Source organism: Geodermatophilus obscurus, assembly GCF_900143215.1.
Taxonomy (GTDB): Bacteria; Actinomycetota; Actinomycetes; order Mycobacteriales; family Geodermatophilaceae; genus Geodermatophilus; species Geodermatophilus obscurus_A.
In genome coordinates this window covers 195,639-221,543 of the sequence record NZ_FRDM01000003.1, presented here as the reverse complement: position 1 = coordinate 221,543, position 25,905 = coordinate 195,639, and the positions used below count along the sequence as shown (strand labels likewise).

The window sequence follows — 25,905 nt, the reverse complement described above, 5'->3', positions numbered from 1 at the left end:
GCTGGGGACCAGCAGGAGGTGGACGATGCTCAGCCACGACGAACAGCGAGCCTGGGACGAGATCCGGCGTCGTTATGCGAGGGAGGCCGAGGAGCCCGCTCTCCCGGTCATCGACCTGGAGGTCCGGCGGCCACGCTCCCCGACGCCGGCCGCCCTCGCCGCGGTCGTCGCCGGCGGCAGCCTCGCCGTTCTGCTGGTCGTCCTCGGAGCTCCGGTCGCCGGACTGGCCATCGCCGTCGCCACCGTCCCCCAGTGGCTGCTGTGGCGCTACTGGCCGCTGCTGGACGGCGGTCTCGCGCTCTCCGCACGGACGGCGACCCGGGACGTCCCCCGCGACGGTGAGCACCACCCGTCGTCGGAGCCCCGGCACCGACGCAGCCCGCGGACGGCGTGAGGGTGCTCGGCGTCACATCCCGGGTCCACGTGCAGTCGGCGAAGGCGTCGTCAGCGAGCGCCTCGGCGGCGGCCGGGACGTCGTCGAGCGCCGCCGCGCGCACCTGCGGTGTCATTCGGTGCGAACCGGCGGCCGACGGCTGGGCGTCGAGGGCCGCGGGATCACATCCCGTCAGCCCGACAGCGAGACCGCCGCTCAGGGGCGGGTCAGCCGTCGTCGTGGGCTCACACGGAGGCAGCATCAATCCCGTGACGGTCCACCAGGGCTGTCAGCGGTGTCGTCTGCTCGGTCGTCTTCCACCGGGACACGGCAGGCATCGAGCACCCGCGGCACCATGGCATAGAAGCCCGCAGTGAGGATGAGCTCGACGCGCTCGGCATCGGTGAAGTGCCGCCCCAGTTCGTCGTGCACCGCATCAGGGACGTGCCCGGTGAGCATGGCGTCCGTGAGCATCAACGCCGCTCGTTCATCCGGCTGATACAGCTCCGAGGTCTGCCACGCCACCACGGCGTCCACCTTCTCCCTGGGTACGCCGGCGTTCCGGGCCATGGCGACGTGCTGGTGCCACTCGTAGTCCGAACGCATGACCACCGCGGTGCGGAGGATCATGATCTCGCGAAGAGTGCGTGGCGTCTGGCAGCGTTCGCGCAGGGTCCAGGCCCCGTCGATCCACGCGGTCAGCAACTCGGGCGTGTGGGCCAGGGCGCGGTACAGGTTGACCTGCTTGGCGCCGAGTCCCCGGACCCGCTCGGCGAGGGGCCCCTCGAGGTCCACGAGAGGCACGCCGCGGCCAGCAGACCCGCGCGGATCCGTGGAGTCGCCCGGGGCGGCTGCGGATTGGGTCATGAGCTCGGTCTCCTCGACGGTGTGGCGGGGTCCGTACGCAGGCTCGAGGCAAGGATGGCTGCGTCCCCCGCTCCGGTGTGCACCGGCGGCACCGGGGCGTGCTCACGAAGCGGCCGGCCCGGATCCTCCATCGCCCCGCTCTCGAGCACGCGCGCCTTTGCGGTGGCGGCGAAGACGCGGAACCCGCCGACGCGGAACCGCGGCCCGCACCTCGATCGTCGCGGGGGCGAGGTCCACGACGGGTCGGGCCTGCCCGGGCTCGATCGCGGCTGCCGGCTCCACGCGTGCGGGGCCGCTCGGCCGCAACGCTGTGTCAGCCGCCCTTGCGGCGGGTCAGCACCAGACCCGCCACTTCGGTGGCGCCGGCCGCCAGCAGGACGCGGGCCATCTCCCTCAGGGAGAAGCCCTCGGAGTACACGTCGTCGAAGACCAGGACCCGCCGGCCGGCGATGCGGGCCGGCTCCGGGACGGACAGGGCGGCACGCAGCTCGCCTTCGGCGATCTGCTGACGGGCCTGCGGGCTGATGCCGAGGAACCGCGCCGTCGGCCCGGACTTGGCGATCAGCCCGGGTGCGAAGGGCCAGTGCGGCCCCTCGCGCGCGGCCGCGTCTAGGATCAGCGAGAGGTAGTCCCACAGCCGCTGTGCTCGTGGCCCCACGTAGATGGCACCGGTCGTGATCAGGTCGTAGCGCTCGAAGTCCTCCCGACGGTCGTCGAGGAACCCGACGAGGATCCGCCCGAGGACGTCGGCCCACGAGCGGTCCTCGCCGTACTTGTAGCTCGTGATCGCGTCCCACATCTCCTCCGGTCGGTCGCAGACGGTGTGGATGCGGGCGAACAACGGATCGTCGAGGGTGCACACCCTGTTCAGGCAGGGACCGGCCCCCTCCAGTGGCTGACCGCACAGGGCGCACGTCGGTGCGCTGACCACCGGGCTCCCCGCGGTGGCACACGGGAAGCAGATGGCCGGTGTGCCCGACCTCCGGTACACGCACGCCGGGCACGCGTGGAAGCCGACCGCAGACGGCTCCAGTTCTTCCAGGTCAGCTGGCATCCCAGACTCCGACGAGCCGCTCGGTGAACAGGCGTGGGGCCGCACCGTAGGGCACGGACGGTCCCGTCGAGCGCTTCCGGCGCGTGCGGGCGCCGGCCGACCGACTGGCCGCTCCAGGTGGGAGGTCTCAGCCGCGGCCCTCCTGGTGCGGCGGCGCGCGTGCCTTCCGCACCCGGGCCGGCCGGTGCCCTCCCCGCCACAGCAGTGCACCGGACTGTGCGGAACGCTGTCGCGGCGGGGTGGCGGGAGTCTCCGGGGAGGACGCGGTGGCGACGGAACTGTTCCTGGTGCGGCACGGCGAGGCCGTGGCCAACGTCGAGCCGGTGATCGGCGGCATGCGTGGGGACGCGGGCCTGACGCCGCGGGGGAGGGAGCAGGCCCGCCTGCTGCAGGAGCGGCTGTCGGACCGGCCGATGCAGGCCGACCGGCTCGTCGCCAGCACTCTGCCGCGGGCGCTGCAGACCGCCGAGTACGTCGCGCGGGCGCTCGGCCTGCCGGTGCTGCGGGACGACGGGCTGCACGAGCTGCGTCCTGGGGAGGCCGACGGGCTGACCGTGGAGCAGTGGCGGGCGAGGTACCGCGCCGGCGAGGAGCCGCCGGGGACGCGGGACCCCTACCGGGTGTTCTCCCCGGGCGGCGAGAGCTGGGCGACGTTCCTGGCCCGCGCGGGCGGCGCGCTGTCCCGTCTCGTCGCGCGGCACCGGGAGGAGACGGTGGTCGCGGTGTGCCACGCGGGGGTCGTGGAGGCGTCGTTCGCGCTGGCGTTCGGCCTGGGCGCGAGCGGGAACCGGGTGGACTGCGCACCGCTGAACACCAGCCTCACCCACTGGCGGCACCGGGTCACCCCCACCGGCGAGCCGGAGTGGACGCTGGTCTCGTTCAACGACGCCGACCACCTGAGGGGCAGCGCCGTGCCTGCCTCCCCACCGCACGACGCCGTGCCGCTTCCCGGCGAGGAGCCTGCCGCGGACGATTGAGCAGCGAGCGGCTGCTGCCGAGTCCGAGCGGTGCGCTCGATCAGCGGCCCTGCGGTTCATCCGCGCGACTCACGACCAACACTCGACCGGTGACCACGGATGGAGCCAGGGCCGGCGGCTGTGCTCCATGCGGAGCCGACCCGGTCGGGCCTCGATGAGCGCGCCGAAGACCGTCGCGAAGACCAGACCGTCCTGTTCGTGGTGGACCGCCAGGGCGCCGGGGTCGTCCCGCGGAGGTGCTGCCTGCACGAGTCGGCGCCAGCCGTCCGGGTGCCCGGCGTCGGTGAACAGCGGCAGGAACCGGTCGGCCTTGTTGTCCTCCGGACCGCCGGAGGTGACCATCCAGGTGCCCTCCGGGTGCTCGGTGGTCACCAGTCGCTCGCCGTCGAAGTCCCAGGTGGTCATGCGGTCCGGAGCCGCCAGGACGAGGAGGAAGCTGGCCATGCCGTCGAGGCGGACGGCCGACGGCCAGGCGGCTCCGTGTTCGGCGCCGAGCAGCGGCAGGGCTCCCCGGCTCGGTGCTCCGGGGTCGGCCACCTGCTTCTGCGGCCGGTTGAGCACCAGGGCGGTGGCCCCGGTGTCGACGCGGGTCGCGCACCACGTCCCGCCCGCGAGACGGTCACGGCCCCCGACGAGGGCGGGGTGCTCCGGCCACCACCGCCCGGGGTCGTCGAACTCCCGGCTGGTCAGCTCGTCCCGGAGGGCGAGCAGCCGCACGGGCGCTCCGCGGGTCCACCGCACGACCACCGTGCACATGCCGCCGATCGTCCCAGGTCCGGCTCCTGCGCCCGTGGGAGCGGTCGGCCCCAGTGACGCGGAGCAGCCGCACGGGTCGGGACCGGTGCACGTCGGGCGCGAGGGGGACGCGTCGCCACCGGTCGCGCCGGGACGGCGACGAGTGCGCGCCCGTCTCAGGGGCGACGGACGCCCCGCACCATCGACCTCGTGAGCAGGCCGGCCGCGGCGGCCGCGGCAGCGGCGATCGCGGATCGGAGCACACGGTGCCTGCGGCTCATGGCATCCTCCCGGGGCAGGGCGTGCCGCATCTCTACTCCTGCCGGCCCGACCGGCTCAACAGTCGGCCATGTCCAGTCGTTGCCACGAGCAGCGCCTCGGACCACGGCAGAAAGGCCAGGACCGGGCGGGCGGCGCGGTCGCCGCCGCGGTCACCGACAGCGTCGGACCGGCCCGGCGGCTGGCCGTGGCCTTCTGCGGCGACGCTGCTCGGCCGCCCGGTCGAGCACGTCCTCGCCCGGGCGCTGGGGCTCGCGGAGCGGTTCAGCTCCTTCGACGACGACCCGGTGCCCGACCGACTGCGCAGGTCACGCCCCGAGACGAGCGCCTCGGTCGCCGGACCGGTCTGCGGCATCGACCAGGACCCCGGCGAAGAAGTCGGCCAGTTCCTCGTGCGCATCGAGAGGCAGCACGTGCGCCACGTACTGGTCCGGGCGGACGACGACCACGCACCCCGCATCGCGGTCGATGCCGCGCAGGTCGAAGACGTCGCCCGCCCTCGGGTCCGGGCAGAAGGCCTTCTCGTAGTCGATCAGTCCGAACCGGCCCTTGCGCGGCAGCAGGGCCGGCGGCAGCTCCTCGACAGCCAACTCGCGGTGTCCCTGCTGGAACACGGCGCGGACGTCGATCACCGAGTCGGGGTCGGCGCCGGCCGGCGTGGACCGCGCGAGCGGCGACTTGTCCGATTCCAGGAACTCGCACAGCGCACGGGCGCGCGACTGCGGGCTCGCCGGGTCGTGCCGGTCAGCGAACACGTAGAGCCGCCAGGCGCCGTCCGCCCGGGCGACGTGGCCGAGCTGCACCGGCTTGGCGTCGGCCAGCCGGACCACCGGAGCGGAGTGGAAGCGCATCCCCACCGGGAAGCCCTCCGCCAGGTGCTGGGAGTCGGTGCGGCCGGTGATCATCGACGGTGCGTACCGGGTCGCGACGCCCGCGGTGAAGCGGCCCTGCCGCACGAAGTAGCGCTGGAACTCCGCCGGGTCGACCCCGTCGCCCTCGGCGTCGTCGTAGGACTCCTTCGGCGGGGCGCTGAACATCCGGGCGAACTCGAGGTCGAAGTCGATGAGCTCCTGGGCGACCACCTGCCGCTCCTCGGAGTAGGTGTGCAGCAGTTCCGGGCGGGCGGTGCCGCGCAGGACCGCGGCCAGCTTCCACCCGAGGTTCCAGGCGTCGGCCATGGAGACGTTCATGCCCTGGCCGGCCTTGGCGCTGTGGGTGTGGCAGGCGTCGCCGGCGATGAACACGTGCGGCAGGCGGGTGTCGGTCTCCTCCGCCGGCACGTCGTCGAACCTGTCGCACAGCCGCTGGCCGATCTCGTACACCGACCACCAACCGACGTCCCGTACGTCGATCGTGTACGGGGAGAGGATCCGGTTGGCCACGGCGGCCAGCTTCTCCGGGGTGACGCTCCTGTTGTCGAGCATCTCGCGGTCGTGGACCTGGTCCAGCTCGATGTAGAGCCGGACCAGGTAGCCGCCCTCGCGGGGGATGATCAGCAGGTTGCCCTGGTTGGCCGAGTGGATCGCCGCCTTCAGCCGGATGTCCGGGAAGTCGGTGACCGCCAGGACGTCCATGACGCCCCAGGACTGGTTCATCGGGTCGCCGACGAGCTCCCGGCCGATCGCCGTCCGGATGCTGCTGCGCGAGCCGTCGCAGCCGACGACGTACCGCGCCCGGATCGTCGACGTCCGGCCGGTCTCCCGGCCGCCGTCCAGGTGCTGCAGGGTGAGGGTCACCGGGGAGTCCGACGCGCCGCTGGGGTCGACGTGGAGGGCGGCGGCGTGCAGCCCGTAGAACGGCTGCAGCCGGCCGGCGGACCGCGCCATGTGCTCGCGGAGCCAGGCCTGCATCCGCGCCTGGTTGACGATCACGTGCGGGAACTCCGACAGGCCCTCCTCGGTGTCCTGGACGCGCCCGGTCCGGGTGATGCGGGTGCGGTCCTCCGGGTCCGGGCGCCAGAAGGAGACCTCGTTGACCCAGTAGGCCTCGGCGACCAGCCGGTCGGCGAGGCCGAACGCCTCGAACATCTCGACGGTGCGGCAGGCGACGCCGTCGGCCTGACCCACCTCGAGCGGCCCGTCGCGGCGGTCGACGACGACTGTGCGGATGTCGGGGAAGGCAGCGAGCTGTGCGGCCAGGACGAGGCCGGCCGGACCGCAGCCGACGATCACGACATCGGCCTCCTCCGGCAGGGCCTCCGACCGCTCGGCGACCGAGGGGTGCGGCGGTTCGATCGACGGGTCGCCGGTCCGGTAACCATCCAGGTAGAACTGCACGATTCAACTCCCTCGGGGTGGGCGATCACCTCCAACCGTGCCCGCCGTCCCGGAGGCAGGGATAGCCTTTTCTGCTGTGAAGAACCGACCGGCCTACGCCATCGCGTCCGTCGACTCCGCGCTGCTGCTCGCGACCCTCCTGCAGCAGGAGGGCGCGATGCGGGTGACCGACGCCGCCGCACGGTTGGAGGTCTCGGTCTCCACGGCGCACCGGCTGCTGGGGATGCTCGTGTACCGGGACTTCGCCGAGCAGCTGCCCGATCGTCGATACGGCCCCGGGCCGGTCCTGCGCCGTGGCCCGGTGCAGCAGGCGTCGGTCGCCACCCTGCGCGACGCCGCCCTGCCGCACCTGCGGGAGCTGGTCGAGGCGGTGGGGGAGACGGCCAACGTCATGGTGCTGACCGGGCCGGACGTCCGGTTCGTGGCGACCGTGGAGAGCGCCCATGTGCTGCGGGTCGGCGACCGCACCGGCCGGACGCTGCCGGCGCACCTCAGCTCGGGCGGCAAGGCGGTACTGGCCACGCTCGACGCCGAGCGGCTCGGTGCCGTTCTCGCACCCCTGGACGGAGCCGTGTCGGCGAGGCTGGAGCGGGAGCTGGCCAGGGTCCGGCGCCGCGGGTTCGCGGTCAACGACCAGGGGACGGAGGCGGGGCTGACCGCGGTGGGCGTCGCCGTCCCGCCCGCCGGCGGGTTCGACGGCGCCGCGCTCTCCGTCGCCGCGCCCAGGGTGCGGTACTCCACCGACCGGCTACCACTGTGGACGGCCCGCTTGGCCGAGGCGGCCGGGGCCGTCGCACATGACCTGAGTGCTGGTTGATGCCGAGCGGGCGCGCGGTCGCCCGCCGGCGTGGCCGCGTGGACGCGTCGGGAACAGCCGAACTTTCTCGACCACTTCGTTGCGCGGCGCTCCTGACCGGACGCAGCCGCGGGGAGGGCAGGGCACATCGTGTCTCACGCCCCTGGAGGGGTGGCCGACGTCGGAGGGCCCCGAGTGCGCCTCCCGCACGAGTCCCAGCAACCGGCACGTCGGCTCGAGGCTCGAGCCGCGGAGGTCCGGGGCGGTGGGTCCTCGATGGGCGGACCACCGCCCACTGCGGCAGGGCGCGACCTGTCGGGCATCGCGCCGGGGCGGGCCGCGGGCGGCGCGGCGCTCAGGCGCCTCGGTGGGTCGTGATCCCACCGGCCACGGTCCGGACCACGGCGGCGTCGAGCAGGGAGTCGACACCTTCGGTGAACGGGTTCCGGTCGATGACGGTGAAGTCCGCGCGACGGCCGGCGGAGAGCAGCCCCCGCTCGTGCTCGGCTGCACAGGACCAGGCGGCGTCGTAGGTCGCATGAGGGAGGGCGTCGGCCAGTGGCAGCGCGAAGCGGGGACGTCGGGCGGCAGCGACGGGTCCAGAGCCGACCGACGCGTCGCGGCGATGTACAGGTTGCGCAGCGGGGAGTGCGGCGCGGTGGGCGCATCGGTCCCGAAGGCGAGCCGGGCGCCGGCGCCGGAGAACTCGGGCCAGCGGGAGGACCCTCTGGCTGGAGGTGTACCGGGTCGGCCGTGACCGGCCTCGGCCGCGTGGCCGTCGACCACCGACTGCGCGAGGCCGTCGAGCCCCGCGTCCTCGCCGGGGTCGGGGGCGTCGTCGGCCGGGGGCGCGGCCGTCCGTCACGGTGCGTGCGGCCGGCGCACCGAGGCCGGCCGGCGTCTCCACGGCCTGGCGGGCGACGTCGGGGGGTGCGGAGCCGTCGAAGTCGCCGGGAATCGCGCTCGACGTGGCCGAGGATGTCCCCGGCCACGTCGAGCGGAATGCCGCGCAGGAGCACCAGGCCGGCGGCCGGGTGCCGGAGCGTGGGCAGCCCACCGTGCGGCAGGCCGGCCGTCACCGCCGCGACCCGTTCCTCCCGATCACGGCGAGCGCGGTCGGTCACCCCTCCGAGGGGTGCAGACTCATGATCGGCGGTGGCGGGCCGATCGCGGAAGCAGGAGAGCCGTCGGTGCTCTCGCGAGGGAAGGCGCTCGCCATGACGGACCGGTTCGCCCGCCCACCCCGTGCCGGGGTCGTCGTGGCCGCGGTCGTCGTCGCCGCGTTCCTCCTGGCCACCTCCCGGCTCCCCCCCACGTCGTCGGCGATCACCTCGGACGTCGTGCAGCTGCTCGTGGCCGGCGCCGCGGCAGCCACGACCGCCACCCGTGCACGGCGCTGCCCACCCGGGCGGGTGCGCACCGCCTGGCTGCTGCTGGCCCTCAGCTGTGCGTCCTGGTGCGCCGGCCAGGGGTACTGGAGCTGGCTGTCCGCCCGTGGTGAGGCGCCCTTCCCCTCACTCGCCGACGCCGGCTTCCTCGGCTTCGCCGTGCTCGCCGTGGCCGGACTCGTGGTGCACCCCGCCGGTGGTGGTCGCACCGGCTCGTGGCAGCGGGTCCTCGACTCGGTGATGACCTGTGGTGCGGTGAGCCTGCTGAGCTGGGAGACCGTGCTCGGCGCCGTCGTCGCCGTCGACAACGGGTACGACGACATCGCCCGGACCCTGTTGCTGGCGTACCCGGTCGCCGACGTGGTGATGGTCGTGCTCGCCGTCCTGCTGCTCGCCCACACCCGCGGCGACCGGACGGCGCTCAACCTGGTCGGCCTCGGTGTCCTCGCCCAGGCGATCGCCGACAGCACCTTCGCCTACCTCACCGCCACGAGCAACTACGACGGCGGCTCGGTCGACGTCGGCTGGGTGGTCGCCTTCCTCCTGATCGCCCTGGCCGGGACGTGTCCGGTCGACAGCCCCCGGCCGGCGGACCGGCGCCCCGGCGCTGGGCCGCCGAGCGTCCCGGTGTCCGTCGTCCCCTACATCCCCGTGGTCGCCGCCTTCGGCGTCGCACTCGGCGCGACGTTCTCGGGCCACCCGCTGACCTCGGGTGAGCTCCTGGTGGTCACGGTCGTGGTCGGGACGCTCCTGGCCCGCCAGTACGCCACCGTCCGGGAGAACACCCGACTGGCCGCCGACCTCGCCGCCCGCGAGGTGGAGCTGGAGCACCTGGCCTTCCACGACCCGCTGACCGGCCTGGCCAACCGTGCCCTGTTCCGCGACCGGCTCGAGCACGCCCTGGAACTGCACACGCGCGACCCCCGCGGGGTGGCGCTGGTCTTCCTCGACCTCGACGACTTCAAGGCCGTCAACGACACCTTCGGCCACGGCGTCGGCGACGAGCTGCTGACCCGGGTGTCCGAGCGGATCACCGGCGCGCTGCGCGGTGGCGACACGATCGCACGACTCGGCGGCGACGAGTTCGCCGTCCTGCTCGAGGACGGCGGCGATGGCCTGACCTCCGCGACCCGGATCGCCGACGCCCTGCGGGCACCGTTCGTGCTCGCCGGCCGCACGCTGCAGGTCGGGGCGAGCATCGGCGTCTGCGCTCTGGAGCCGACCGACCCGTCGGTCGGCGCCGACGCCCTCCTGGCCCGCTCCGATGCCGCCATGTACCAGGCCAAGCACAACGGCAAGGCACGCGTGGTGAGCTACGACGTCGAGGCCCCCGCGTCCCCGGCAGCACCCGTCGGCTGACCCCGGCCCACGAGGGCGACGTCCACCCGCACGGCGCCCACGCCCGTGTGCGGCTGACGACGTCGGCAGCTCCGGTCGGGTGCAGACCGTCCGAGCAGTCCGGACGCACACGGGACCAGCAGCGTCCGCCGGGCCGGAACCCGTCTCCCTGGTGCGTTCCGTGCGCCAGCGGCAGCGGTGGAGGCGCGCGGCGAGGTCCAGCACCGAGCGGCGGGTCCAGCACCGAACCGTCCCGGGACCGTCCCGGGCCGCTTCGGATGGCAGTACCTCCGGACTCCCGTCACGCTGTGTGCATGCGCCCCGAAGGTGCCCCGTTCCCCACGCTCCTCGACAGGCAGGCCGGCCGCTACCCGTCGAGGGCCGCGGGGTACCGGCAGGTGTTCCCGGCGGCACGCCACCGTCGGCGGGCCGCCCGCCTCCGGGAACCCCTGGCCGTCGCTGACGACGAGCTGTCGCGATGAGCTTCGATCTCCACCGAGCAGACGGAGAGGTCATCCGCTACGGCGACGAGGCGCGGTTCAGCTTCACCGCCACCGGCCACCTCGTGATCTACGACGGCGGGCACAAGGTCGTCTTCAGCCACCACAGCTGGGACCGCCTCGAGGAACCGGTCCCGTCACCCGGGAAGTGATCCCCGGGCCTCGCCGTCATCCGAGGGCCCGCCGTCCCAGGGCGGGGGTGCTCCGTCGTTCTGCTCGATGACCCCGACCGTGTCAGGTGCTCCCGAGCTCCCACTAGCATGCGCTGACGGTTCCCCGAGGGCCTGTCCTCCCAGCGGGCCGCGGGGACGGCGAGCCGCCTGCGCGTGCGGGCGGACTCCAGGGGCGGACCCGGGCAGGGGCCTGGACGAGGGAGGCGCAGGGGTTGGGGACTGACCCGACCGGCCCGGTCCGACCCCCGCGTCCGGCCGCGGTGCCCGGTTCCCCGGTGCGGTCCGTCCCGCCCGAGGGGGCCGGCGGTGGGGGCGGCCGAGGGCTCACCGGCGCACGGCGCACGACGGCGCTGAACCAGATCGCGGCGCTGGCTGCCCGTCTCGTCGGGTCATCGGCGTCCCAGGTGTCCCTGCTGTCCGACGTGCAGACCGTCGCCGGCGGTAGCGGCCTGGCGCCCGGTGCGGTCGGCAGCCAGGGGCCGCTCGAGGACTCCCTGTGCACGGTGACCGCCGACCTCGGTGGGCCGCTCGTCGTGCCCGACGCGGCCCTCGACCCGCGGGTGTCCGGCCTGCCGCCGGTGGCCTCCGGCGCGGTCGGGTCCTATCTCGGGGTCCCGCTGGCCGATACCGACGGCCGGCCCCTCGGGGCACTGTGCGTGTTCGACCCCGGGCCCCGGCAGTGGTCGCCGTCGGACGTCGCGGTGCTGCAGCAGCTCGCCCGCGCGGTCGTCACCGAGCTGGAGTTCGCCGCGGTCAGTGCCGCACACCGCGCCGACCGGGCGCGATGGGACCTCGCCGCCGAGGCCGGGGGAGTGGGGACCTTCGACCTGGACCTCACCAACGGTGCGCTGCTCCTGGACGACCGGCTGCTGGAGTTGTCCGGGCTCGACCGGGCCTCCTTCGGCGGCCGGGCCGAGGACGTGTACGCCCACGTCCACCCCGACGACGTCGAGGACGTCATCTCCCGCGTACAACGCGCGGTCGACACGGCCGGCTCCTACGAGGCCGAGTACCGCATCGTGCTGGCCGGCGGGTCCCACCGGTGGGTCACCGCCCGCGGCCGGGTGGTGGACGACGACGGCGCCGCGCACCTGGTCGGCGTCGCGCACGACACCACCGCCCAGCGGGAGCCGATGCAGCGCACCGCGGAGATGCTCGAGGGTCTGGCCGTGGCGTTCATCGCGATGGACCGCGACTGGGTGATGACCCACGTGAACGCCGAGGCCGAGCGGATCGCCGGCCGGCCCCGCGCGGAGCTGCTCGGCCGCACGCTGTGGGAGGTGTTCCCCGCCACGGTCGGGACGGAGTTCGAGGAGAACTACCGCCGCGCCGCCGGCACCGGCGTGCCCGTCGTCTTCGACGCCCACTACCCCGCGCCGCTCGACGTCTGGGTGGAGGTGCGCGCGGTCCCCGGACCGCACGGGCTGGCCCTGTACTTCCTGGACATCACCGAGCGGGTCCGCTCGCAGCGACGCGTCGAGCTGCTGGCGCAGGTCGCCGCGGAGCTGTCCGGCACCCTGGACGCGGCGGTGGCCGTCGCCCGACTGGCGCAGCTGGTGGTGCCGGCGCTGGCCGACTGGTGCCTGGTGACGCTGGTGGGGGAGGACTGGCGGTCCGGCCCCCGGCGCGGGCTGCGGGACGTGGGGTGGTGGCACGCCGACCCGGACCTCCTCCCGGTCGTCGCCGACTACGCCCGGGAACGCGTCCCCGCGCTCACGGACACGTCCTTCGTCGCTCGCGCGCTGAGCACCGGTCGGCCGGTGGTCGTCGAGGAGGACGCGACCGCCCGCATCAGGGCGGTGCTGTCGCCGGGTCCCGCCCACGAGCTGCTCGAGCAGCTCGCGCCGGACGGCTTCGCCGTCCTGCCGCTACGGGGGCGGGGACGCACCGTCGGCCTGCTGACCCTCTTCACCGGCTCCGGTCGGGGGCCGATCAGCGCGGTCGACCTCGCCACGGCCACCGACATCGCCGGCCGGGCCGGCCTGGCGCTGGACAACGCGCGCCTGTACCGCCAGCAGCGGCAGCTCGCCGAGGACCTGCAGCGGTCGCTGCTGACCGCCCCGGCGCAGCCGGACCACCTGCAGGTCGTCGTGCGGTACACGCCGGCGGCTGCGGCGGCTCAGGTCGGCGGTGACTGGTACGACGCCTTCCTGCAGCCCGGCGGCGCGACCGTCGTCACCATCGGCGACGTGCTCGGGCACAACACCGAGGCGGCCGCGGTGATGGGCCAGCTCCGGTCCATGCTGCGGGCCATCGCGGTGACCACCGGGGCCGGGCCGGCAGAGGTCCTGCGCCGAGTCGACGAGGCGATGACCACGCTGCAGATGGGCACCACCGCCACCGCCGTCGTCGTCCGCCTCGAGCAGACCGAGGACCAGGCGCTCCGTGGCGTCACGCAGGTGCACTGGTCCAACGCCGGGCACCCGCCACCCATGGTGGTCAACCCCGACGGCACGGTGCTGCCCCTCACCGGCCTGAGGGCCGACCTGCTGCTGGGCGTCGACGACAGCGCGCGGCGCCGCCAGTACGAGGTCACCCTGGACCGAGACGCCGTCCTGGTCCTCTACACCGACGGCCTCGTCGAACGCCGGGACCAGGATCTCGACCACGGACTGGACCGGCTGCGGGAGGCGTTGGAGGACCTCGCCGGCCGGGACCTGGACGAGCTGTGCGACGAACTGCTGACCCGCATGCTCGACGGGCACTCCGACGACGACGTCGCGCTGATCGCGCTGCGCCTGCACCGCCAGGACCGCCCTCGGCCGCCCGCGGCCGGTCCGAATCGCATCCCGCCGAACGTGGCCGACAGCCCCGACGTCGTCCCGCAGCCGGACTGACCGGCGCGAGCTCTGCGGCGCGGTGCCATCGACTCCGGCACATCCGGGCGGTTCCGAACCCACCTCCGCCGAGGCGGTCGCACGACGGTCCACCGGGCGCCGAGCACCGGGGATCGCCCCACCACCCACGGCAGGGGGTCAGTCGGTGTCCGACGCACGCCGCAACCGCCGGTGCCACGGCTCGTCCGCACGCACACGAACCGCCGCCTCGCCCGTCGGCCCCGCCGCGGCGACGTCCCGTCCGCCGCGCAGCAGCGACCAGTGGCGCCACAGCCACCAGCCCAGCGCCGTGGCCGCACCGACCGCGAAGCCGGCGACCAGGACGCCGAACAGGATCAGCAGGATCGCGCTCCACGCGCCCGCCACCACCGCGACCGGCAGGTCGCCCGCTCCGCGGCCGTCGCGCCGGTGCCGGAGCGCCGGGTGCGGGACGGGCAGGACGGGCTCCTCGGCCTCGGCGGCGTAGAACCGCTCGATGTCGTCCCAGATCCGCTGTTCGTCCCTGCTGAGCACGATCCACCTCCTGCTGATCCTCACCATGCCCGGCGGGGCGTGCGCCCCACCAGGGACGGCGCCGGTCAGCTGGTGCCGGCCGGCCTTGCCGACCGTCGGCAACGGCTGCGCGGAGTGAGCGTGCAGGCAGGGAGGGACGACGTCCGACCGGCAACCGAGGTCCATGGGAGCTCCGGCGGGCCGGGCACGGGGGACGTCCGGCCGGCGACGGTCGCGGCGTCCGCCGCGACCGAGGCCGCGCTCGGCGCCTGCACGTCTCCGTCCGCACCGTGACCTGCCGGCCGGCCCGGGTCTGCCAGCTGACCGGGTACAGCGTTCCCTGGCCCGACCAGCGGTTGCCGCTGCACGCGGCCGTGCTCGGCGCCCGGCTCCTCGAGTGGCCGGCGCGGCCACTGCCCGTCGACCCCTGCCCGCCGGTCGCGCCCACGGTTCGGCCGTCCCGCTCCCCGGCAGGCGCGGCGCCGCGGGTCCGGCCGCGCCCGCACCGGACGGCGTCCACCCGGCAGCCCCCTCCGAGCGGCACGCCCGCGGATCCCCCGGGTCGGTGGCGTCGTCGCGTCGATGAGGACGACGACCGGCCTGCCGCCGGCCGCGGTTGCCGACCCTCGGAAACGACGGAGTGCCGAGCCTGGCCGGTGGAGACCCTCGTGCACCTGCCCGGTCGCGGGCAGGCTGGGCCGGCAGCAGGTGGACGGTGCTCCCGCAGGAGGTGGACGGTGCTCAGTTCCGACGAACGACGCGCCTGGGACGAGATCCGGCGTCGCTGTGCGGAGGAGGTCGAGGAGCCCGCTCGCCCGGTCCTCGGCACGAGGGACCGGCGGCCACCCTCCGCGGCGCCGGTGAGCCTTCTCGCCACGGTCGTCGCCGGCGGCTGTCTCGCCGTCCTGCTGGTCGTCTGCGGCGCCCCCCTCGCCGGCCTGGCCGTCGCCGTCGCCGTCGCACCCCGGTGGCTGCTGTGGCGCTACTGGTCGCTGCTGGACGGGATCGCCGGGCCGTCCGCACCGACGGCGACCCGGGACGTCCCCCTCGACGGCGGGGTTCACCCGTCGTCGGGGTCGTGCCGGCGGGCGCCGCGGACGGCGTGACGGGAACGCGACGCCGCAGGAATCCTGCCGGTGTCCGGGGCGCCTCAGGTCGATCCGCGATCGACTGGTCGTCGGCGAGCGGAGATCCTGAGCGGACGGCGCGGCGCGGGGGACCCGGTCGGGTCCCGGTAGCGGAGAGCCGCACCAGCACCTGGCCAGCGGGGACGCTGGTCGGCGGCGCCGGTGCCGGCGTTCCACCGGAACGCCGACGGCTCCGGGTCGAGCAGCTCCTGCCAGGCCCGCGGCGGCACTCGCGGACCGGCTAGCGGGCCAGGCGCAGCGCCGGCGCGGCCGGGACGGGGCCGTCGGGCGGTGCCGACCCTCCGGGGAGGACGACGAGCGCCGGACGGGCACCGGCCGCGCGCGGTCCGCCGAGCCCGGCGTCGAGGAACGTGTTCGCGTAGCCGGCAGGGAGCCGGTGACACTCGTCGTGGGCGGGCGACGGCGCCGCGGGCGCGGCGGGGTACTGCGCCAGGTGGACGTAGACGATGTGGTCCGCGGGGTCGTAGGTCCGCATCTCGTCCTCGCCTCCTCCTGGACCCGCCGGTGCGGTGGCCGCGTCTGCGATGGCGACACCGGCGGTGCGATCCGGTCAGGCACAGCATGGCCGGGGGGTACGACAGAAGCAGTCCCCGGCGTGCAGTGGTGCAGCAGGGGTGGAGGCGGTCGCCGGGCCCCGTTCCGGTGCGGACCGGGCCGCTCGCGGTGCGGCTCGTCCGGACGACGGGGTGCACAGCATGGACGGCCGGCGCCCGCGCCGGTACACCTCCTGCCGAGGGCGGCACGCGCCGGCCCGGGGAGGAGCGGTCGTGTCGGGGCCGACGGGCGCAGGCGGTCCACTGCTGGCCGGGAAGCTCACCGTGCCGCCGGTACCTCCGTCGCTCGTTCCTCGCCCCCGCCTGCAGCACCAGCTCGACGCCGTCCGCACGACACCGGTGACCGTGGTCGCGGCGGGTGCCGGGTACGGCAAGTCGACGCTGCTCGCCGCCTGGGCCCGGCACGCCGGGATGCCGGTCGCGTGGGTCACCCTCGAGCGCAGCGAGGACGATCCGGCGCGGTTCTGGACGTACGTGGCCACCGCCCTGGCCGGCTCCGCCCCGGACGTGGCCGGTCCTGCCCTGCGCGCGCTGACCGTGCCCTCGGTCGACCCGCTCGACGTCGCCGTCCCCGAGCTCCTCAACGGCTTCGCGGCTCGCGACGAACCCACCGTGCTGGTCCTCGACGACCTGCACGAGGTCACGGACGCCCGGGTCGCCGAGGGGCTGGAGTTCCTCCTGGACCACCTGCCCCCCGCCCTGCGCGTGGTCCTCGCCAGCCGCACGGAGCCGCCGATCGGCCTCGCCCGGCTGCGGGCCCGCGGCCGGCTGGCCGAGCTGGTCGCCGCTGACCTGCGCTTCACCGCGAGGGAGGCCCGCGCCCTGCTGACCTCGGTGGTCCACGGCGGTCCTGGCGATCCCGGGCCCGAGCCGGCAGCGCTGGCCGGGCTGCTCGCCCGCACCGAGGGCTGGGCCGCCGGCCTCGTCCTCGGCGCCCTCACGCTGCGCGACCGTGCCCGCGGCCGGGCGGTACCGCACGGTCCGCCCGGTCTGCGTTCCGCTGTGGACTACCTGATCGTCGAGGTGCTCGCGGGCCAGGCGCCGGACCGGCGCGAGCTGCTGCTGCGCAGTGCCCCGCTCGACCGGCTGTGCGGTCCGCTCTGCGACGCGGTGCTCGACCGTGCCGGCTCCGGCGCGATCCTGGCCGGTCTGGAGCGGGACGGCGTCTTCGTCACCGCGGTGGACGGCGCCGGGCGCTGGTACCGCGTGCACCCGCTGTTCCGGGCGGCGCTGCGACGTGAGCTGGACGACCCTGCGGGCGTCGCCAGGGTGCGGCACCGGGCTGCGCTGTGGTTCTGGGAGCAGGGCCTGGTCGAGGAGGCGATCCGCGCCCGGCTCGACGCCGGCGACTCCGCCGGGGCCGCCGACTGGCTGGTACGGAGCACCGGGACGTTCCTCGCCACGGCGCGCGTCGGCGTGTTCGCCGAGCTCGGCAACCGGCTCGACCCGGCCGTGGTCGCGGACTCGGTCCCGCTGCTGCTGTCGCTCGCCTGGGCTGCCGGGGTCACCGGCCGGCTGGACCGGGTGCCCGAGCTGCTCGACCGGGCCGCCGAGCAGGTCCGCGCGGGCCGCCACGGCGCCGGCTTCCCCGGCTTCGCCGGCCCCGTGGGGGCGATCGCCGCCCTGCGCGCGGTCTACGGGACGACGGCCGAGGCCTCCCCGGAGGTCGCCCTGGACACCGCCCGCGAGGCGGTGGCGGCCGAGACCGATCCGGAACTGCCCGGCTGGGTCGTCGCCCGGGTCGCCCTGGGCGGCGCGCTGCTCACCGCCGGACGGCAGGCGGAGGCGCTGGCCGAACTCGACGCTGCCTGGCAGGCCCCCGCCGCATCCGCCCTGCCGGTCTTCTCCCGCCTGGAGGTGGCCGGGCTGCTCGCCTGGTGCCTGGTGCAGCCCGGCGACGGCGACCCCGACCCGGACCGCGACGCGCGCGCCGAGCGGCTGCTGCGGTCGACCCGGGCGGACGCCGCGGCCCTGGAGGCGCACCTGGGGGACGCCGCCGCGGCAGCGCTGGCACTGCTGCACGCCGCCGCCGCGGTGCTCGACCGGCGCGCCGGCCGCCTCGGGTCCGCCCGCGCGCGCTCGGACCGTGCCGCCGTCCTGGTCGGCGTCCAGGCGCACCCCGCAGTCGCCGTGCTCGTGCTGGTCAGCGCGGCGGAGACCGCCCTGGCAGCCGACGACCCGACGGCCGCGCTGGGCTTCCTCGACCGGGCCCGCGAGGCGCAACTGAGCGCGCCGCCCGCCCCGGTGCTGGACCGGCAGGTCGCCGCCGTGGAGGCGCGGGCCGGCCGGCGCGCCGCCACGCGGGTGCGGCCGGCACTGCTGGAACCGCTGACCGAGCGGGAGGTCTCGGTGCTCCGGGCGCTGCGCGGCCCGCTCAGCCAGCGAGAGGTGGGCGCGGCGCTGCACCTGTCGATCAACACGGTGAAGAGCTACACCAGGAGCCTGTACCGCAAGCTGGACGTCGGATCCCGGCGCGAGGCCGTCGAGCGGGGACGCGCACTGGGGCTCTGCTGAGCCCACCCGGGGTGGTCCGGCGGGCGGAGTGGTGCGCGACCACCCCGGGGACCGGGAGCGTTCCGGGCACCCGATCCCGAGGAGCCTCCCGTGTCCCTCCCTCCCGCCCTCACCAGCCCCGGGACGCCGGTGGCGTGGCCACCCGGCGCCGTCTCAGCGACCACCGACCTCGACGGTCCCGTCCGTCATCTCGACCTGGGCGGTCCGGCCGGCGCGCCGGTCGTGCTCTGCGTGCACGGCCTGGGCGGCTCGGCCCTCAACTGGGGCCTGCTCGCCCCCTTCCTGTCCCGGACCCACCGGGTCCTCGCCGTCGACCTGTTCGGCCACGGCGGCAGCGGGGTGCCCACCGGGTCCCGGCCGGACGCGGTTCCCGCGGACCGGCGGCTCCTCGACCGGTTCGTCCGCGAGGTCGTGGGCGGTCCGGTCGTCCTGGTCGGGCACTCGATGGGCGGCGTCCTCACCGTCCTGCAGGCGGCCGCGGCACCGGAGACGGTCCGCCGGCTGGTGCTGCTCAGCCCGCCGGTGCCGGGCACGGCCGGCCGGCTGGACCCGGCCATCGCGGCGAAGCTGGCGTTCCTCCGGCTGCCCGGTGTGGCCGGCGCGGTCGCCCGTCGGATGGCCGCGCTGCCGCCCGAGCAGGTGGTCGACCGGCAGCTGCGCCAGGCGACGCCGCACCTGCACCGGATCCCTGCCGACGGCATCGCGGCCGCCGTCGCCGAGACCCGCGACCGGGCCGCCCGCCCCGACGCCGCCGCCGGTCGGGCCGAGCAGTGGGCGGCCCTGCTGGGCACCATGGCCCTCCTCGCCCGGCCGCGTGCCTGGCGGCGGACGGTCGCCGCCGTTCCCGTCCCGACGCTGTGGCTGCACGGAGCGGACGACCCGCTGGCGGAGGTCGGCCGGGCCAGGGCGCTCGCCGCGACCCGGCCCGACTGGACGTTCGAGGTGCGGCCGGGCATCGGGCACCTGCTCGCCCTCGAGGACCCGGCCTGGACGGCCGACCGGATCCTCGCCGGCGACGGGCCGGGCTCCCGGTGACCGGGACCCGCACCCCGGTCGCCCGGTCCGCACGCGAAGGGGGAGCGCTCACCGGCTTCCTGCTGCTGGCCTTCGCGATCACCTGGGCGGTGTGGGTGCCGCGTGCGCTGGAGTCGACGGGGGTGCTGGACACCCGGTGGGCGTCCGGGCTGGGCGCGGGGTGGACGTACGGCCCGGCGATCGCCGCCGTCCTGACCGCGGCGTGGACCGGTCGTCCGGCGCTCCGGGAGCTGGGCGCCCGGCTGACCCGGTGGCGGGTCGGCGTCCGCTGGTGGGCCGTGGTGCTCGCCGGGCCCGCCGTGCTGTGGCTGACCACCGCGGGGCTGCACGGAGTCCTCGGTGGCGGGTGGGCCGAGGTCCGGCCCCGGGCGGTCGAGGCCGGCCTGGCCGGACTGGTCCCGCTGTTCCTCGTGCTGGCCCTGACGGACGGACTCGGTGAGGAGCTGGGCTGGCGCGGGTTCGCGCTCCCACGGCTGCTGCGGCGCAGCGGGCCGGTCGGAGCCAGCCTGCTGCTCGGCGCCGTCTGGGCGGTCTGGCACGCCCCGCTGTACTGGACCAGCGGGGCGGTGCTCGAGCACACGCCGGTCTGGCTGCTGCTGGTGCAGCTGCCGGCCTGCGCCGTCGGGTACACCTGGGTGTTCCTGCACACCGGCGGCTCGGTGCTCCCGGCGGTCGCCCTGCACAGCGCGCTCAGCCTGTTCGCCGTCTCGCTGCCCCGGACCGACGGCGACTGGCGCCCCTACCTGCTGTCCGTCGGACTCCAGGTCGCCGTCGCGGCCGTGCTGGTGGCGACCGGCGGGCTCCGGCTGCCGCGGTCGGACGGCGGTAGCAGGTCCACACCGGGCTGAGGACGTGCGCGGGCGGGCACGCCGGCGACCAGCGCCTGAGCCCATCCGCGCCGCACCGCGCCGGTGCCCTCCTGGTCAGCTGCTGACGACGGCGATCGACGCGAAGACGACGAGGTCGACGGCGAAGTGGATCAGGAGCGGCCAGCCCAGCCCCCTGGTCGCGACCATCGCGCCGCCCAGCAGGAGTGCCAGCGCGCCGGACTGGAGCACTCCATCGAACCCCTCGGGGACCGAGCCGGAGTAGTGGGCGAGCCCGAACCAGACCGACGTCAGGAGGACCGCCTGGCGTGAGCCCACGACGCCGATCAGCGTGGCCAGGGGGCCGGATCGGTAGACCACCTCCTCGCTGAGTGCGTTGAAGGCCGCGCAAGCGATGACGAGCGGCAGCACGGGAACGAGCCGTTCCCACGCCGCCGGCTCCAGGCCGGACTCCAGCCAGACCGACGTCGCCAGGAGAGCGAAGAGGCCGCCGGCCGCGACGGGCCCCAGGACCGCCCAGCTCACCCCGCGCGACCTCCCCGGCAGTCTCAGCCCGCTCGGTGCGGCCAGGTGCCCGGGCGTGAGGAGCGCCTCCCTCGGTGTCATCCGGAGGCCTCCGACGAGCAGGCCGGCGACCGCCGCCGCGACGACGAGGAAGACCGTCTTGCTGGCGAGGGCCTGGCTCAGGGCCGATCCGCCGGTCCCGGTCCAGCCGCCGAGCAGCGGGGGGAGCAGGTAGGCCACGCCGAAGACGACGAGCATCACCAGCAGGTACCGCCGGACGGGTCGGGCCGGCCGCCAGGCCCAGGCGAGAGCGGACAGGGGGACGGCGGCAGCGGCCGTTCCCCAGTGGGCAGCATCAGGACGCACTCCGGCGAGCTCGACCGCGACGATCGCGGGCAGGCTGCTCAGGACCAGGGTCACCAGCCAGGCGAAGGCCAGCGTGCGTCCACAACGCCGGACGCCTGCGGACCGGCTGCCGATCAGGCTCGTCGAGGTCACGGCTGTCCTCCCAGGGATCTCGAGCAGTGCGGCGGTCGTCGTCCGCCCCCGCGATCACGGTGGGTCCCACCCGGGTGGACCGGCACCACCCAGCCGGTCGGGTCACCCGGGTGGTGCGCGGGGACGACGCCCGACCGGCCGGGTCGACCGGCGGCGGTCCCGGGGGAGGAGGCCGACCCGGGGCCGGATCGTCGCCGTCCCGCGGTCCCGGCGCCCACTCGAGCGGACGAACACCGAGCACCGTCGCCTGCAGGGAGGGAGGAGCGCGGGCTACGCGACGAGGCCCACCATGCACCGGTGGGCCGCCACCCCGGCGCGCATCGGCAGCGGCGGCCGGACCGTGCCGCTCAGCGGCACACCCGGCGGGGGCGCCGGATCGGTGCCTGCCGCGGCCGGGGGCGTGGTCGCGCGGCCGTCCGCGGACCCCGGACCTGCGGCTCCAGCTCGGTCGGGTCGACCGCGACGAGGTCGGCGAACCCGGTGAGCTGCAGCGCGCGGAGCAACCGGCGCTCCCCGCCGGTGTGGACCACCAGCCGGGCGCCGCGCATCCGGCACCGGCGGTGTGCCTGGGCCAGCGCGGTGATGCCGGCGGCGCCGAGGAAGGCCACCTGGCTCAGGTCGACGACGACCTCGTGGACGCCTCGCCGTCTGGTCTGCGAGTGCAGGCAGGCGTCCAGCACCGGAGCGGTGTGGGCATCGACCTCGCCGGTGACCTCGACGAACACCGAACCGGGGCGGGTGCCCGGCACGGCGGTGACCGACAACAGCTGACCGGCGTCGGGCGCGGCCGGGGAGGCGGGCGTGTGCAGCACGGGGAGCTCCGAGCGGGGAGGGGAGGAGGTCAGCGCAACGGGTCGAACGGGGCCAGTTCCGGTGGGGCCTCGCCCTTGAGCACGGTCTGGGCGACCAGCTGCCCGGTCAGCGGGCCGAGCGCGATGCCCCACATGCCGTGGCCGCCGGCGACGTGGACCCGCGGGGAGGCGGTGGGGCCGAGCAGGGGGAGCCCGTCGGCGGTGCACGGGCGCGAGCCGACCCACTCGTCGCGCCGGTCGTCGAGGTCGGCTCCGCTGAGGAACGGGCGGACGGCGTCGACGATCGCGGCGATCCGGCGGGGGTCCAGCGGGTCGCCGGGGCGGCGGAACTCCATCATCCCGGCCACGCGCAGCCGGTCGCCCAGCGGCGTGCAGGCCACCCGCTGGGCCGGGAAGTAGAGCGGGCCGCGGGGCATCTGCTGCACCGGCACGCTGAAGCTGTAGCCGCGCCCGGCCTGCACCGGCTGCCGCACGCCGAACCGTCCGGCCAGCCGGCCGAGCTCGGCGCCGGTGGCGACGACGACCGCATCGTGCCGCTCCCGCTCGCCGGTGGTGGTGGTGACGGTGACCCCGCCGCCGGTGTCCTGCAGGTCGGCCACGCCGACGTCCTCGGCCACCTCCGCACCGCGTTGCCGCACCGCGGAGGCCAGGGACCGCACGTACTCCGGTGGGTGCAGGTACCGCTGTCCGGAGATCTGCACCGCGGCGCCGACGCGGTCGCTCAGCGCCGGCTCCAGCGCGCGGGCCCGCTGTCCGGTCACCGGCTGGAAGCCGACCTCCTGCCCGGTGTCGCGGATGTGCGCCAGCTCGGCCAGCAGCACCCGGGCGTCGCGCTCCCGGCGGAAGCAGGCCAGGAACGGCTCCGCCCGCTGCGTCGCCGCGGGCACCCCGCCGGCGGCGAGCACGTCGAAGGCCTCCAGCGCCCGCTCGTTCAACGGCACGTAGGCGGCCATCCCGCGCCGCCACCGCCGGGCGGTGCTGTGCGCGGCGAACCCGGTGAGGAAGCGCAGCAGCGTGCGGTCGGCGCGCAGCGGCAGGTACACCGGTGAGCGGGGGTCGAGCACCGCGCGCAGCCCGTAGCGCAGCACCGCAGGCTCGGGCAGTGGCGCGGTCAGCGCCGGGGTGAGCCAGCCGGCATTGCCCCAGGAGGCGCCGGCGCCGATGGAGTCGCGCTCGTAGACGGTGACCTGCACGCCGGCCTCCTGCAGGAACCAGGCGCAGGAGAGGCCGACCATGCCGGCGCCGACCACGGCGACCTGCCGTGGCGCGCCGGGCACGAACACCGGACCGTGCTGCTGGGACGAGGACATGCCCGCTCCTTCCCCGGCGCTCGGGTCGCCGGGACGGGTCGATCGGGCAGTGACCGGCACCGGATGCGTGCCGGCACCGGTCGGACGCGCGGGCCGGACCGGTGGCTGCCCGGGAGGTGGATGGCCGGGGTGGAACGCGCGGCCGCGGCGTGGTCCGCTCAGCGGGTCTGCTGACAGGAGACGCAGGCGGCCGCGAACGGCCGGAACTCCAGCCGCTCGGTGGGGACGGCGCTGCCGCAGTGGACGCACGTGCCGTAGGTGCCGGCGGCGATGCGCTCCAGCGCCGCGTCGATCTCCTCGATCGTGCGCAGCAGGCTGGCCGCACGGTTGACCGCGACCGGGTCCGGCATCGACGTGGCCGTCTCGGCCAGGGCGAGCTCGCGCTGGCCGACGCAGTCGGCCCGCTGGGCCTCGAGCAGCACCCGGAACGGCGCCCAGTCCGGGGTGGCGGGGGTGGGAGCAGGGCTGAGGGTGGTCATGGAGTTCTCCTGGTATGACGAGAGCGCGTCCCACCGGAGCGGAACGCGCGGAACGAGGGCGGACGACCCGGAGGGGTCAGGCACTCGCCGGCGGTGCGCGGTCCTGACTGCGGCGCAGCACGTCCAGGCCGCGCAGGCCCCGGCCCCGCAGGCTCGTGGCCAGCAGTCCGCCGCCGGTCACCGGGAACGGACAGCGCGCGGGTGACCCGGCGGGTACGGCCGGGCCACCGGGCGAGGCCTGTGCGTTCACCGGGGTCACCCCTTCCTCCCGTCGTGGGTCGGCGCGGGCTGGGGAGCCCTCGGCCGGCTGGAGCAGGTGGGCCGGCAGCAGCCGGTCCACCGGTGTGCCGGTGGTGCACCGAGCACTCCCGTGCGCGATCACGTCGCGGCCGGCAGCCGAGGTCCGGAGGAGCGCGGGTGTGCCACGCCCTCCGCGGACCTAAGCCCACCGTGCCCGCCCAGCACGGGCCCGGACACGGCAGCGGTCGGCCAACTCCGGCGGCCCGAGGTTGCCGACGACCGGCAACGGACCGGACGAGTGTCGCGGGTGGCGGCCGTGGCCGGGACCGCAGGACCGCCTCGACGATCGCCAAGGACAGCGGGCCACCCGGCCGCACGTCGACGCGGTCGCCGGAGCCGGGCGACCCCGCCGGCGTCCTCGGCGACGGCGGGCAGCGTGGCCCGGACGACGCGTCGGGATCGGTCGGGAAGCACGCGAACTCCCCGGCCCCGGGCGGACGGCCTGGCCGTCGGGTCCGCGCGGCCCCGACCGCAACAATCCTCTGTCGTAGTTACGACTCGTACTGGTACAAACGGACCGCCGGAGTTCTGTCGTCCGCACCGGGGCGGCGGTCCTGGGGTGTCGTTCCCGTGTTCGACGACAGGGGGGCCCGTGCAGAAGATCAGCCTCGAGGCGCTGGCTCGGCAGCTGCGGCAGACGGCCGGCAGCAACGGGAGCGGACGCGCTGCCGACACCGTCCACGGCGGCCACGAGAAGGCGCTGCGGCAGACGGTGGTCGTCCTGGTCGCCGGTCAGGTCCTGGCCGAGCACGAGAACCCGGGAGAGGCCACCGTGCTGGTCCTCGACGGCCGCGTGCGGCTCGTCGCGGGCGAGGACTCCTGGGAGGGCCGTCGCGGAGACCTGCTGCTCGTCCCCCCGGCGCGCCACCGGCTGGAGGCGATGGCCGACGCGACCGTGCTGCTCACCGTGGTGAAGCGGTGACCGGCGCCCGGCGGGACCCGTGCTCCGCGAAGCCACCGGACTGCGGGCGCGTCGGCGCTGAGCCGGCGGCTGCCCACCCGTCGCGAGCGACCGGGACCTGACCCCGTGTCAGCGCGACGGGGGCGGTGGCGTCGGCGCCGTGTCGATCGGCGCCAGGTGGGCCACGCACAGCGACGGCTCGACGAAGGGGACCAGCCGATCGGCCGTCACCGGCGCCCCCATCTCGGCCAGCGCACCGCGCATGAGGCCCAGGTGGATGGCGCAGACGACCTCGCGGTGGGCCTCGGCCACCTCGCGGAAGGGACAGTGGGGGATCCGGATCTGCCGGGGGTCCTCGGCGGCCAGCTCGGGGGCGAAGCCGATGTCGTCGAGGATGCGCAGCAGCCGGGTGACCGCCTCCTCCTCCGGGACGCGCCGGTAGGGCGCCGGTCGCTCGGTGAGGTAGCGGCCCCACGTGTGTCCCGCCTCCACGGCGGCGGCCGCCGGCCGGTCGACCGTCCCGGCGACGTAGCTGGCGAGGATCTCGGCGAGGAACTGGTAGTTGCGGCTGTCGCGGGCGGGGTCCGGCCGCGGGGCGGCGGTGAAGGACAGCCGGGGTCGGCCCGGCTCGGCCCGCTCCTCGACGTGCCGCTGGGCCAGCCCGTCGGCGACCAGGCGGTCGAGGTGGAAGCGCACGGTGTTGGTGTGCAGGCCGGTCCGGTCGGCGAGATCCTGCACGCCGAGCCCCTCCGGAGTCGCGCGCAGCAGTTCCAGGACCCGCTGCCGGCTGACACCGGCCCGCACGGACTCCTGTGCGGACCCCTGCGGAGGCACGGCCATCCCACGAGTCTCACAGACCGGCGCGGCGGCATCCCGTCGTCCGCCACTCACCTCGCTCGTCGGGGTCGGGGAGCCGACCGCCCGTCCACGTCTGGCGG

At 75.7% G+C, this 25,905-nt stretch carries 23 protein-coding genes; 11 read left to right on the top strand and 12 right to left on the bottom strand.

Features of this window, described 5'->3' with window-relative positions:
• The first annotated feature begins 25 nt into the window (after positions 1 to 25).
• Positions 26 to 394 carry a hypothetical protein gene (locus BUB17_RS04980; RefSeq protein WP_072914301.1) on the top strand — a complete coding sequence of 123 codons (369 nt, stop codon included), beginning with the start codon at positions 26 to 28 and terminating at the stop codon, positions 392 to 394.
• A 240-nt stretch (positions 395 to 634) separates the two neighbouring features.
• On the opposite strand, the gene BUB17_RS04975 is transcribed toward BUB17_RS04980, so the two are convergent.
• Positions 635 to 1,240 carry a carboxymuconolactone decarboxylase family protein gene (locus tag BUB17_RS04975; protein WP_072914298.1) on the bottom strand — a complete coding sequence of 202 codons (606 nt, stop codon included), beginning with the start codon at positions 1,238 to 1,240 and terminating at the stop codon, positions 635 to 637.
• A gap of 313 nt (positions 1,241 to 1,553) precedes the next feature.
• On the bottom strand, positions 1,554 to 2,102 hold the full coding sequence (locus BUB17_RS04970) for a ComF family protein (protein WP_072914295.1): 549 nt from the start codon (positions 2,100 to 2,102) through the stop codon (positions 1,554 to 1,556).
• 458 nt (positions 2,103 to 2,560) lie between these two features.
• On the opposite strand from BUB17_RS04970, the gene BUB17_RS04965 reads away from it, so the two are divergent.
• Entirely contained in the window at positions 2,561 to 3,271 is a 711-nt protein-coding gene (locus BUB17_RS04965; protein WP_072914293.1) for a histidine phosphatase family protein, read from the top strand.
• Positions 3,272 to 3,340: 69 nt separating this feature from the next.
• Here BUB17_RS04965 and BUB17_RS04960 read toward each other — a convergent pair whose 3' ends face one another.
• Positions 3,341 to 4,027: an NRDE family protein gene (locus BUB17_RS04960; protein ID WP_244276930.1), complete on the bottom strand. Its 687-nt coding sequence runs from the start codon at positions 4,025 to 4,027 to the stop codon at positions 3,341 to 3,343.
• Positions 4,028 to 4,593: 566 nt separating this feature from the next.
• Positions 4,594 to 6,561, bottom strand: a complete 1,968-nt coding sequence (locus BUB17_RS04950; RefSeq protein WP_072914287.1) for an FAD-binding monooxygenase — start codon at positions 6,559 to 6,561, stop codon at positions 4,594 to 4,596.
• 76 nt (positions 6,562 to 6,637) lie between these two features.
• Between BUB17_RS04950 and BUB17_RS04945 the strand changes: the two genes are divergently transcribed.
• Positions 6,638 to 7,378: an IclR family transcriptional regulator gene (locus BUB17_RS04945; RefSeq protein WP_072914284.1), complete on the top strand. Its 741-nt coding sequence runs from the start codon at positions 6,638 to 6,640 to the stop codon at positions 7,376 to 7,378.
• A gap of 334 nt (positions 7,379 to 7,712) precedes the next feature.
• Here the strand turns inward: BUB17_RS04945 and BUB17_RS28510 are convergent, their stop codons facing one another.
• Complete coding sequence (locus BUB17_RS28510) at positions 7,713 to 8,222, bottom strand: amidohydrolase family protein (protein ID WP_208983313.1); 510 nt, start codon at positions 8,220 to 8,222, stop codon at positions 7,713 to 7,715.
• Between the two features lie 352 nt (positions 8,223 to 8,574).
• On the opposite strand from BUB17_RS28510, the gene BUB17_RS04935 reads away from it, so the two are divergent.
• From BUB17_RS04935 to BUB17_RS04930, 3 genes are all read left to right on the top strand, one after another.
• Positions 8,575 to 10,104, top strand: coding sequence for a GGDEF domain-containing protein (locus BUB17_RS04935; protein ID WP_141242905.1), 1,530 nt, complete (start codon positions 8,575 to 8,577; stop codon positions 10,102 to 10,104).
• Positions 10,105 to 10,561: 457 nt separating this feature from the next.
• A complete protein-coding gene (locus BUB17_RS26635; RefSeq protein ID WP_175561277.1) occupies positions 10,562 to 10,735 on the top strand; it encodes a hypothetical protein in 174 nt (57 codons plus the stop codon).
• A gap of 296 nt (positions 10,736 to 11,031) precedes the next feature.
• Complete coding sequence (locus BUB17_RS04930; RefSeq protein ID WP_083606029.1) at positions 11,032 to 13,593, top strand: SpoIIE family protein phosphatase; 2,562 nt, start codon at positions 11,032 to 11,034, stop codon at positions 13,591 to 13,593.
• Between the two features lie 138 nt (positions 13,594 to 13,731).
• On the opposite strand, the gene BUB17_RS04925 is transcribed toward BUB17_RS04930, so the two are convergent.
• A complete protein-coding gene (locus BUB17_RS04925) occupies positions 13,732 to 14,106 on the bottom strand; it encodes a DUF3040 domain-containing protein (RefSeq protein WP_141242903.1) in 375 nt (124 codons plus the stop codon).
• A gap of 716 nt (positions 14,107 to 14,822) precedes the next feature.
• Here BUB17_RS04925 and BUB17_RS26630 point away from each other — a divergent pair.
• Complete coding sequence (locus tag BUB17_RS26630) at positions 14,823 to 15,191, top strand: hypothetical protein (RefSeq protein ID WP_072914273.1); 369 nt, start codon at positions 14,823 to 14,825, stop codon at positions 15,189 to 15,191.
• 262 nt (positions 15,192 to 15,453) lie between these two features.
• Here BUB17_RS26630 and BUB17_RS04915 read toward each other — a convergent pair whose 3' ends face one another.
• Entirely contained in the window at positions 15,454 to 15,708 is a 255-nt protein-coding gene (locus BUB17_RS04915; protein WP_072914269.1) for a hypothetical protein, read from the bottom strand.
• A 292-nt stretch (positions 15,709 to 16,000) separates the two neighbouring features.
• Here BUB17_RS04915 and BUB17_RS04910 point away from each other — a divergent pair, with 292 nt between their 5' ends.
• The 3 genes from BUB17_RS04910 (at position 16,001) to BUB17_RS04900 (ending at position 20,184) form a co-directional block, all read left to right on the top strand.
• The gene (locus BUB17_RS04910) at positions 16,001 to 18,301 is read left to right on the top strand and encodes a winged helix-turn-helix domain-containing protein (RefSeq protein WP_072914265.1); all 2,301 of its coding nucleotides are present in this window, start codon (positions 16,001 to 16,003) and stop codon (positions 18,299 to 18,301) included.
• Between the two features lie 90 nt (positions 18,302 to 18,391).
• On the top strand, positions 18,392 to 19,336 hold the full coding sequence (locus BUB17_RS04905) for an alpha/beta fold hydrolase (RefSeq protein ID WP_083606028.1): 945 nt from the start codon (positions 18,392 to 18,394) through the stop codon (positions 19,334 to 19,336).
• Positions 19,333 to 20,184 (top strand): CPBP family intramembrane glutamic endopeptidase, encoded by an 852-nt coding sequence (locus BUB17_RS04900; protein ID WP_072914261.1) that lies wholly within the window; start codon positions 19,333 to 19,335, stop codon positions 20,182 to 20,184. Before BUB17_RS04905 ends, BUB17_RS04900 begins: the two co-directional genes overlap by 4 nt.
• Positions 20,185 to 20,259: 75 nt before the next feature.
• On the opposite strand, the gene BUB17_RS04895 is transcribed toward BUB17_RS04900, so the two are convergent.
• From BUB17_RS04895 to BUB17_RS04880, 4 genes are all read right to left on the bottom strand, one after another.
• The gene (locus tag BUB17_RS04895) at positions 20,260 to 21,165 is read right to left on the bottom strand and encodes a CPBP family intramembrane glutamic endopeptidase (protein WP_072914257.1); all 906 of its coding nucleotides are present in this window, start codon (positions 21,163 to 21,165) and stop codon (positions 20,260 to 20,262) included.
• A gap of 347 nt (positions 21,166 to 21,512) precedes the next feature.
• Entirely contained in the window at positions 21,513 to 21,977 is a 465-nt protein-coding gene (locus BUB17_RS04890; RefSeq protein ID WP_072914254.1) for an STAS domain-containing protein, read from the bottom strand.
• 29 nt (positions 21,978 to 22,006) lie between these two features.
• On the bottom strand, positions 22,007 to 23,287 hold the full coding sequence (locus BUB17_RS04885; RefSeq protein ID WP_072914250.1) for an NAD(P)/FAD-dependent oxidoreductase: 1,281 nt from the start codon (positions 23,285 to 23,287) through the stop codon (positions 22,007 to 22,009).
• 158 nt (positions 23,288 to 23,445) lie between these two features.
• Positions 23,446 to 23,766, bottom strand: a complete 321-nt coding sequence (locus tag BUB17_RS04880; RefSeq protein WP_072914248.1) for a TraR/DksA family transcriptional regulator — start codon at positions 23,764 to 23,766, stop codon at positions 23,446 to 23,448.
• Positions 23,767 to 24,658: 892 nt separating this feature from the next.
• Between BUB17_RS04880 and BUB17_RS04870 the strand changes: the two genes are divergently transcribed.
• The gene (locus tag BUB17_RS04870; RefSeq protein ID WP_072914243.1) at positions 24,659 to 24,988 is read left to right on the top strand and encodes a cupin domain-containing protein; all 330 of its coding nucleotides are present in this window, start codon (positions 24,659 to 24,661) and stop codon (positions 24,986 to 24,988) included.
• 108 nt (positions 24,989 to 25,096) lie between these two features.
• On the opposite strand, the gene BUB17_RS04865 is transcribed toward BUB17_RS04870, so the two are convergent.
• Positions 25,097 to 25,807: a helix-turn-helix transcriptional regulator gene (locus BUB17_RS04865; RefSeq protein ID WP_072914240.1), complete on the bottom strand. Its 711-nt coding sequence runs from the start codon at positions 25,805 to 25,807 to the stop codon at positions 25,097 to 25,099.
• Between the last annotated feature and the right edge of the window lie 98 nt (positions 25,808 to 25,905).

Coding starts and splice junctions, on each gene's coding strand:
- BUB17_RS04935 (WP_141242905.1), top strand. CDS start 8,575: ATGACGGACCGGTTCGCCCGCCCACCCCGTGCCGGGGTCGTCGTGGCC.
- BUB17_RS04880 (WP_072914248.1), bottom strand. CDS start 23,766: ATGACCACCCTCAGCCCTGCTCCCACCCCCGCCACCCCGGACTGGGCG.
- BUB17_RS04915 (WP_072914269.1), bottom strand. CDS start 15,708: ATGCGGACCTACGACCCCGCGGACCACATCGTCTACGTCCACCTGGCG.
- BUB17_RS04865 (WP_072914240.1), bottom strand. CDS start 25,807: ATGGCCGTGCCTCCGCAGGGGTCCGCACAGGAGTCCGTGCGGGCCGGT.
- BUB17_RS04885 (WP_072914250.1), bottom strand. CDS start 23,287: ATGTCCTCGTCCCAGCAGCACGGTCCGGTGTTCGTGCCCGGCGCGCCA.
- BUB17_RS26635 (WP_175561277.1), top strand. CDS start 10,562: ATGAGCTTCGATCTCCACCGAGCAGACGGAGAGGTCATCCGCTACGGC.
- BUB17_RS04975 (WP_072914298.1), bottom strand. CDS start 1,240: ATGACCCAATCCGCAGCCGCCCCGGGCGACTCCACGGATCCGCGCGGG.
- BUB17_RS04980 (WP_072914301.1), top strand. CDS start 26: ATGCTCAGCCACGACGAACAGCGAGCCTGGGACGAGATCCGGCGTCGT.
- BUB17_RS04960 (WP_244276930.1), bottom strand. CDS start 4,027: ATGTGCACGGTGGTCGTGCGGTGGACCCGCGGAGCGCCCGTGCGGCTG.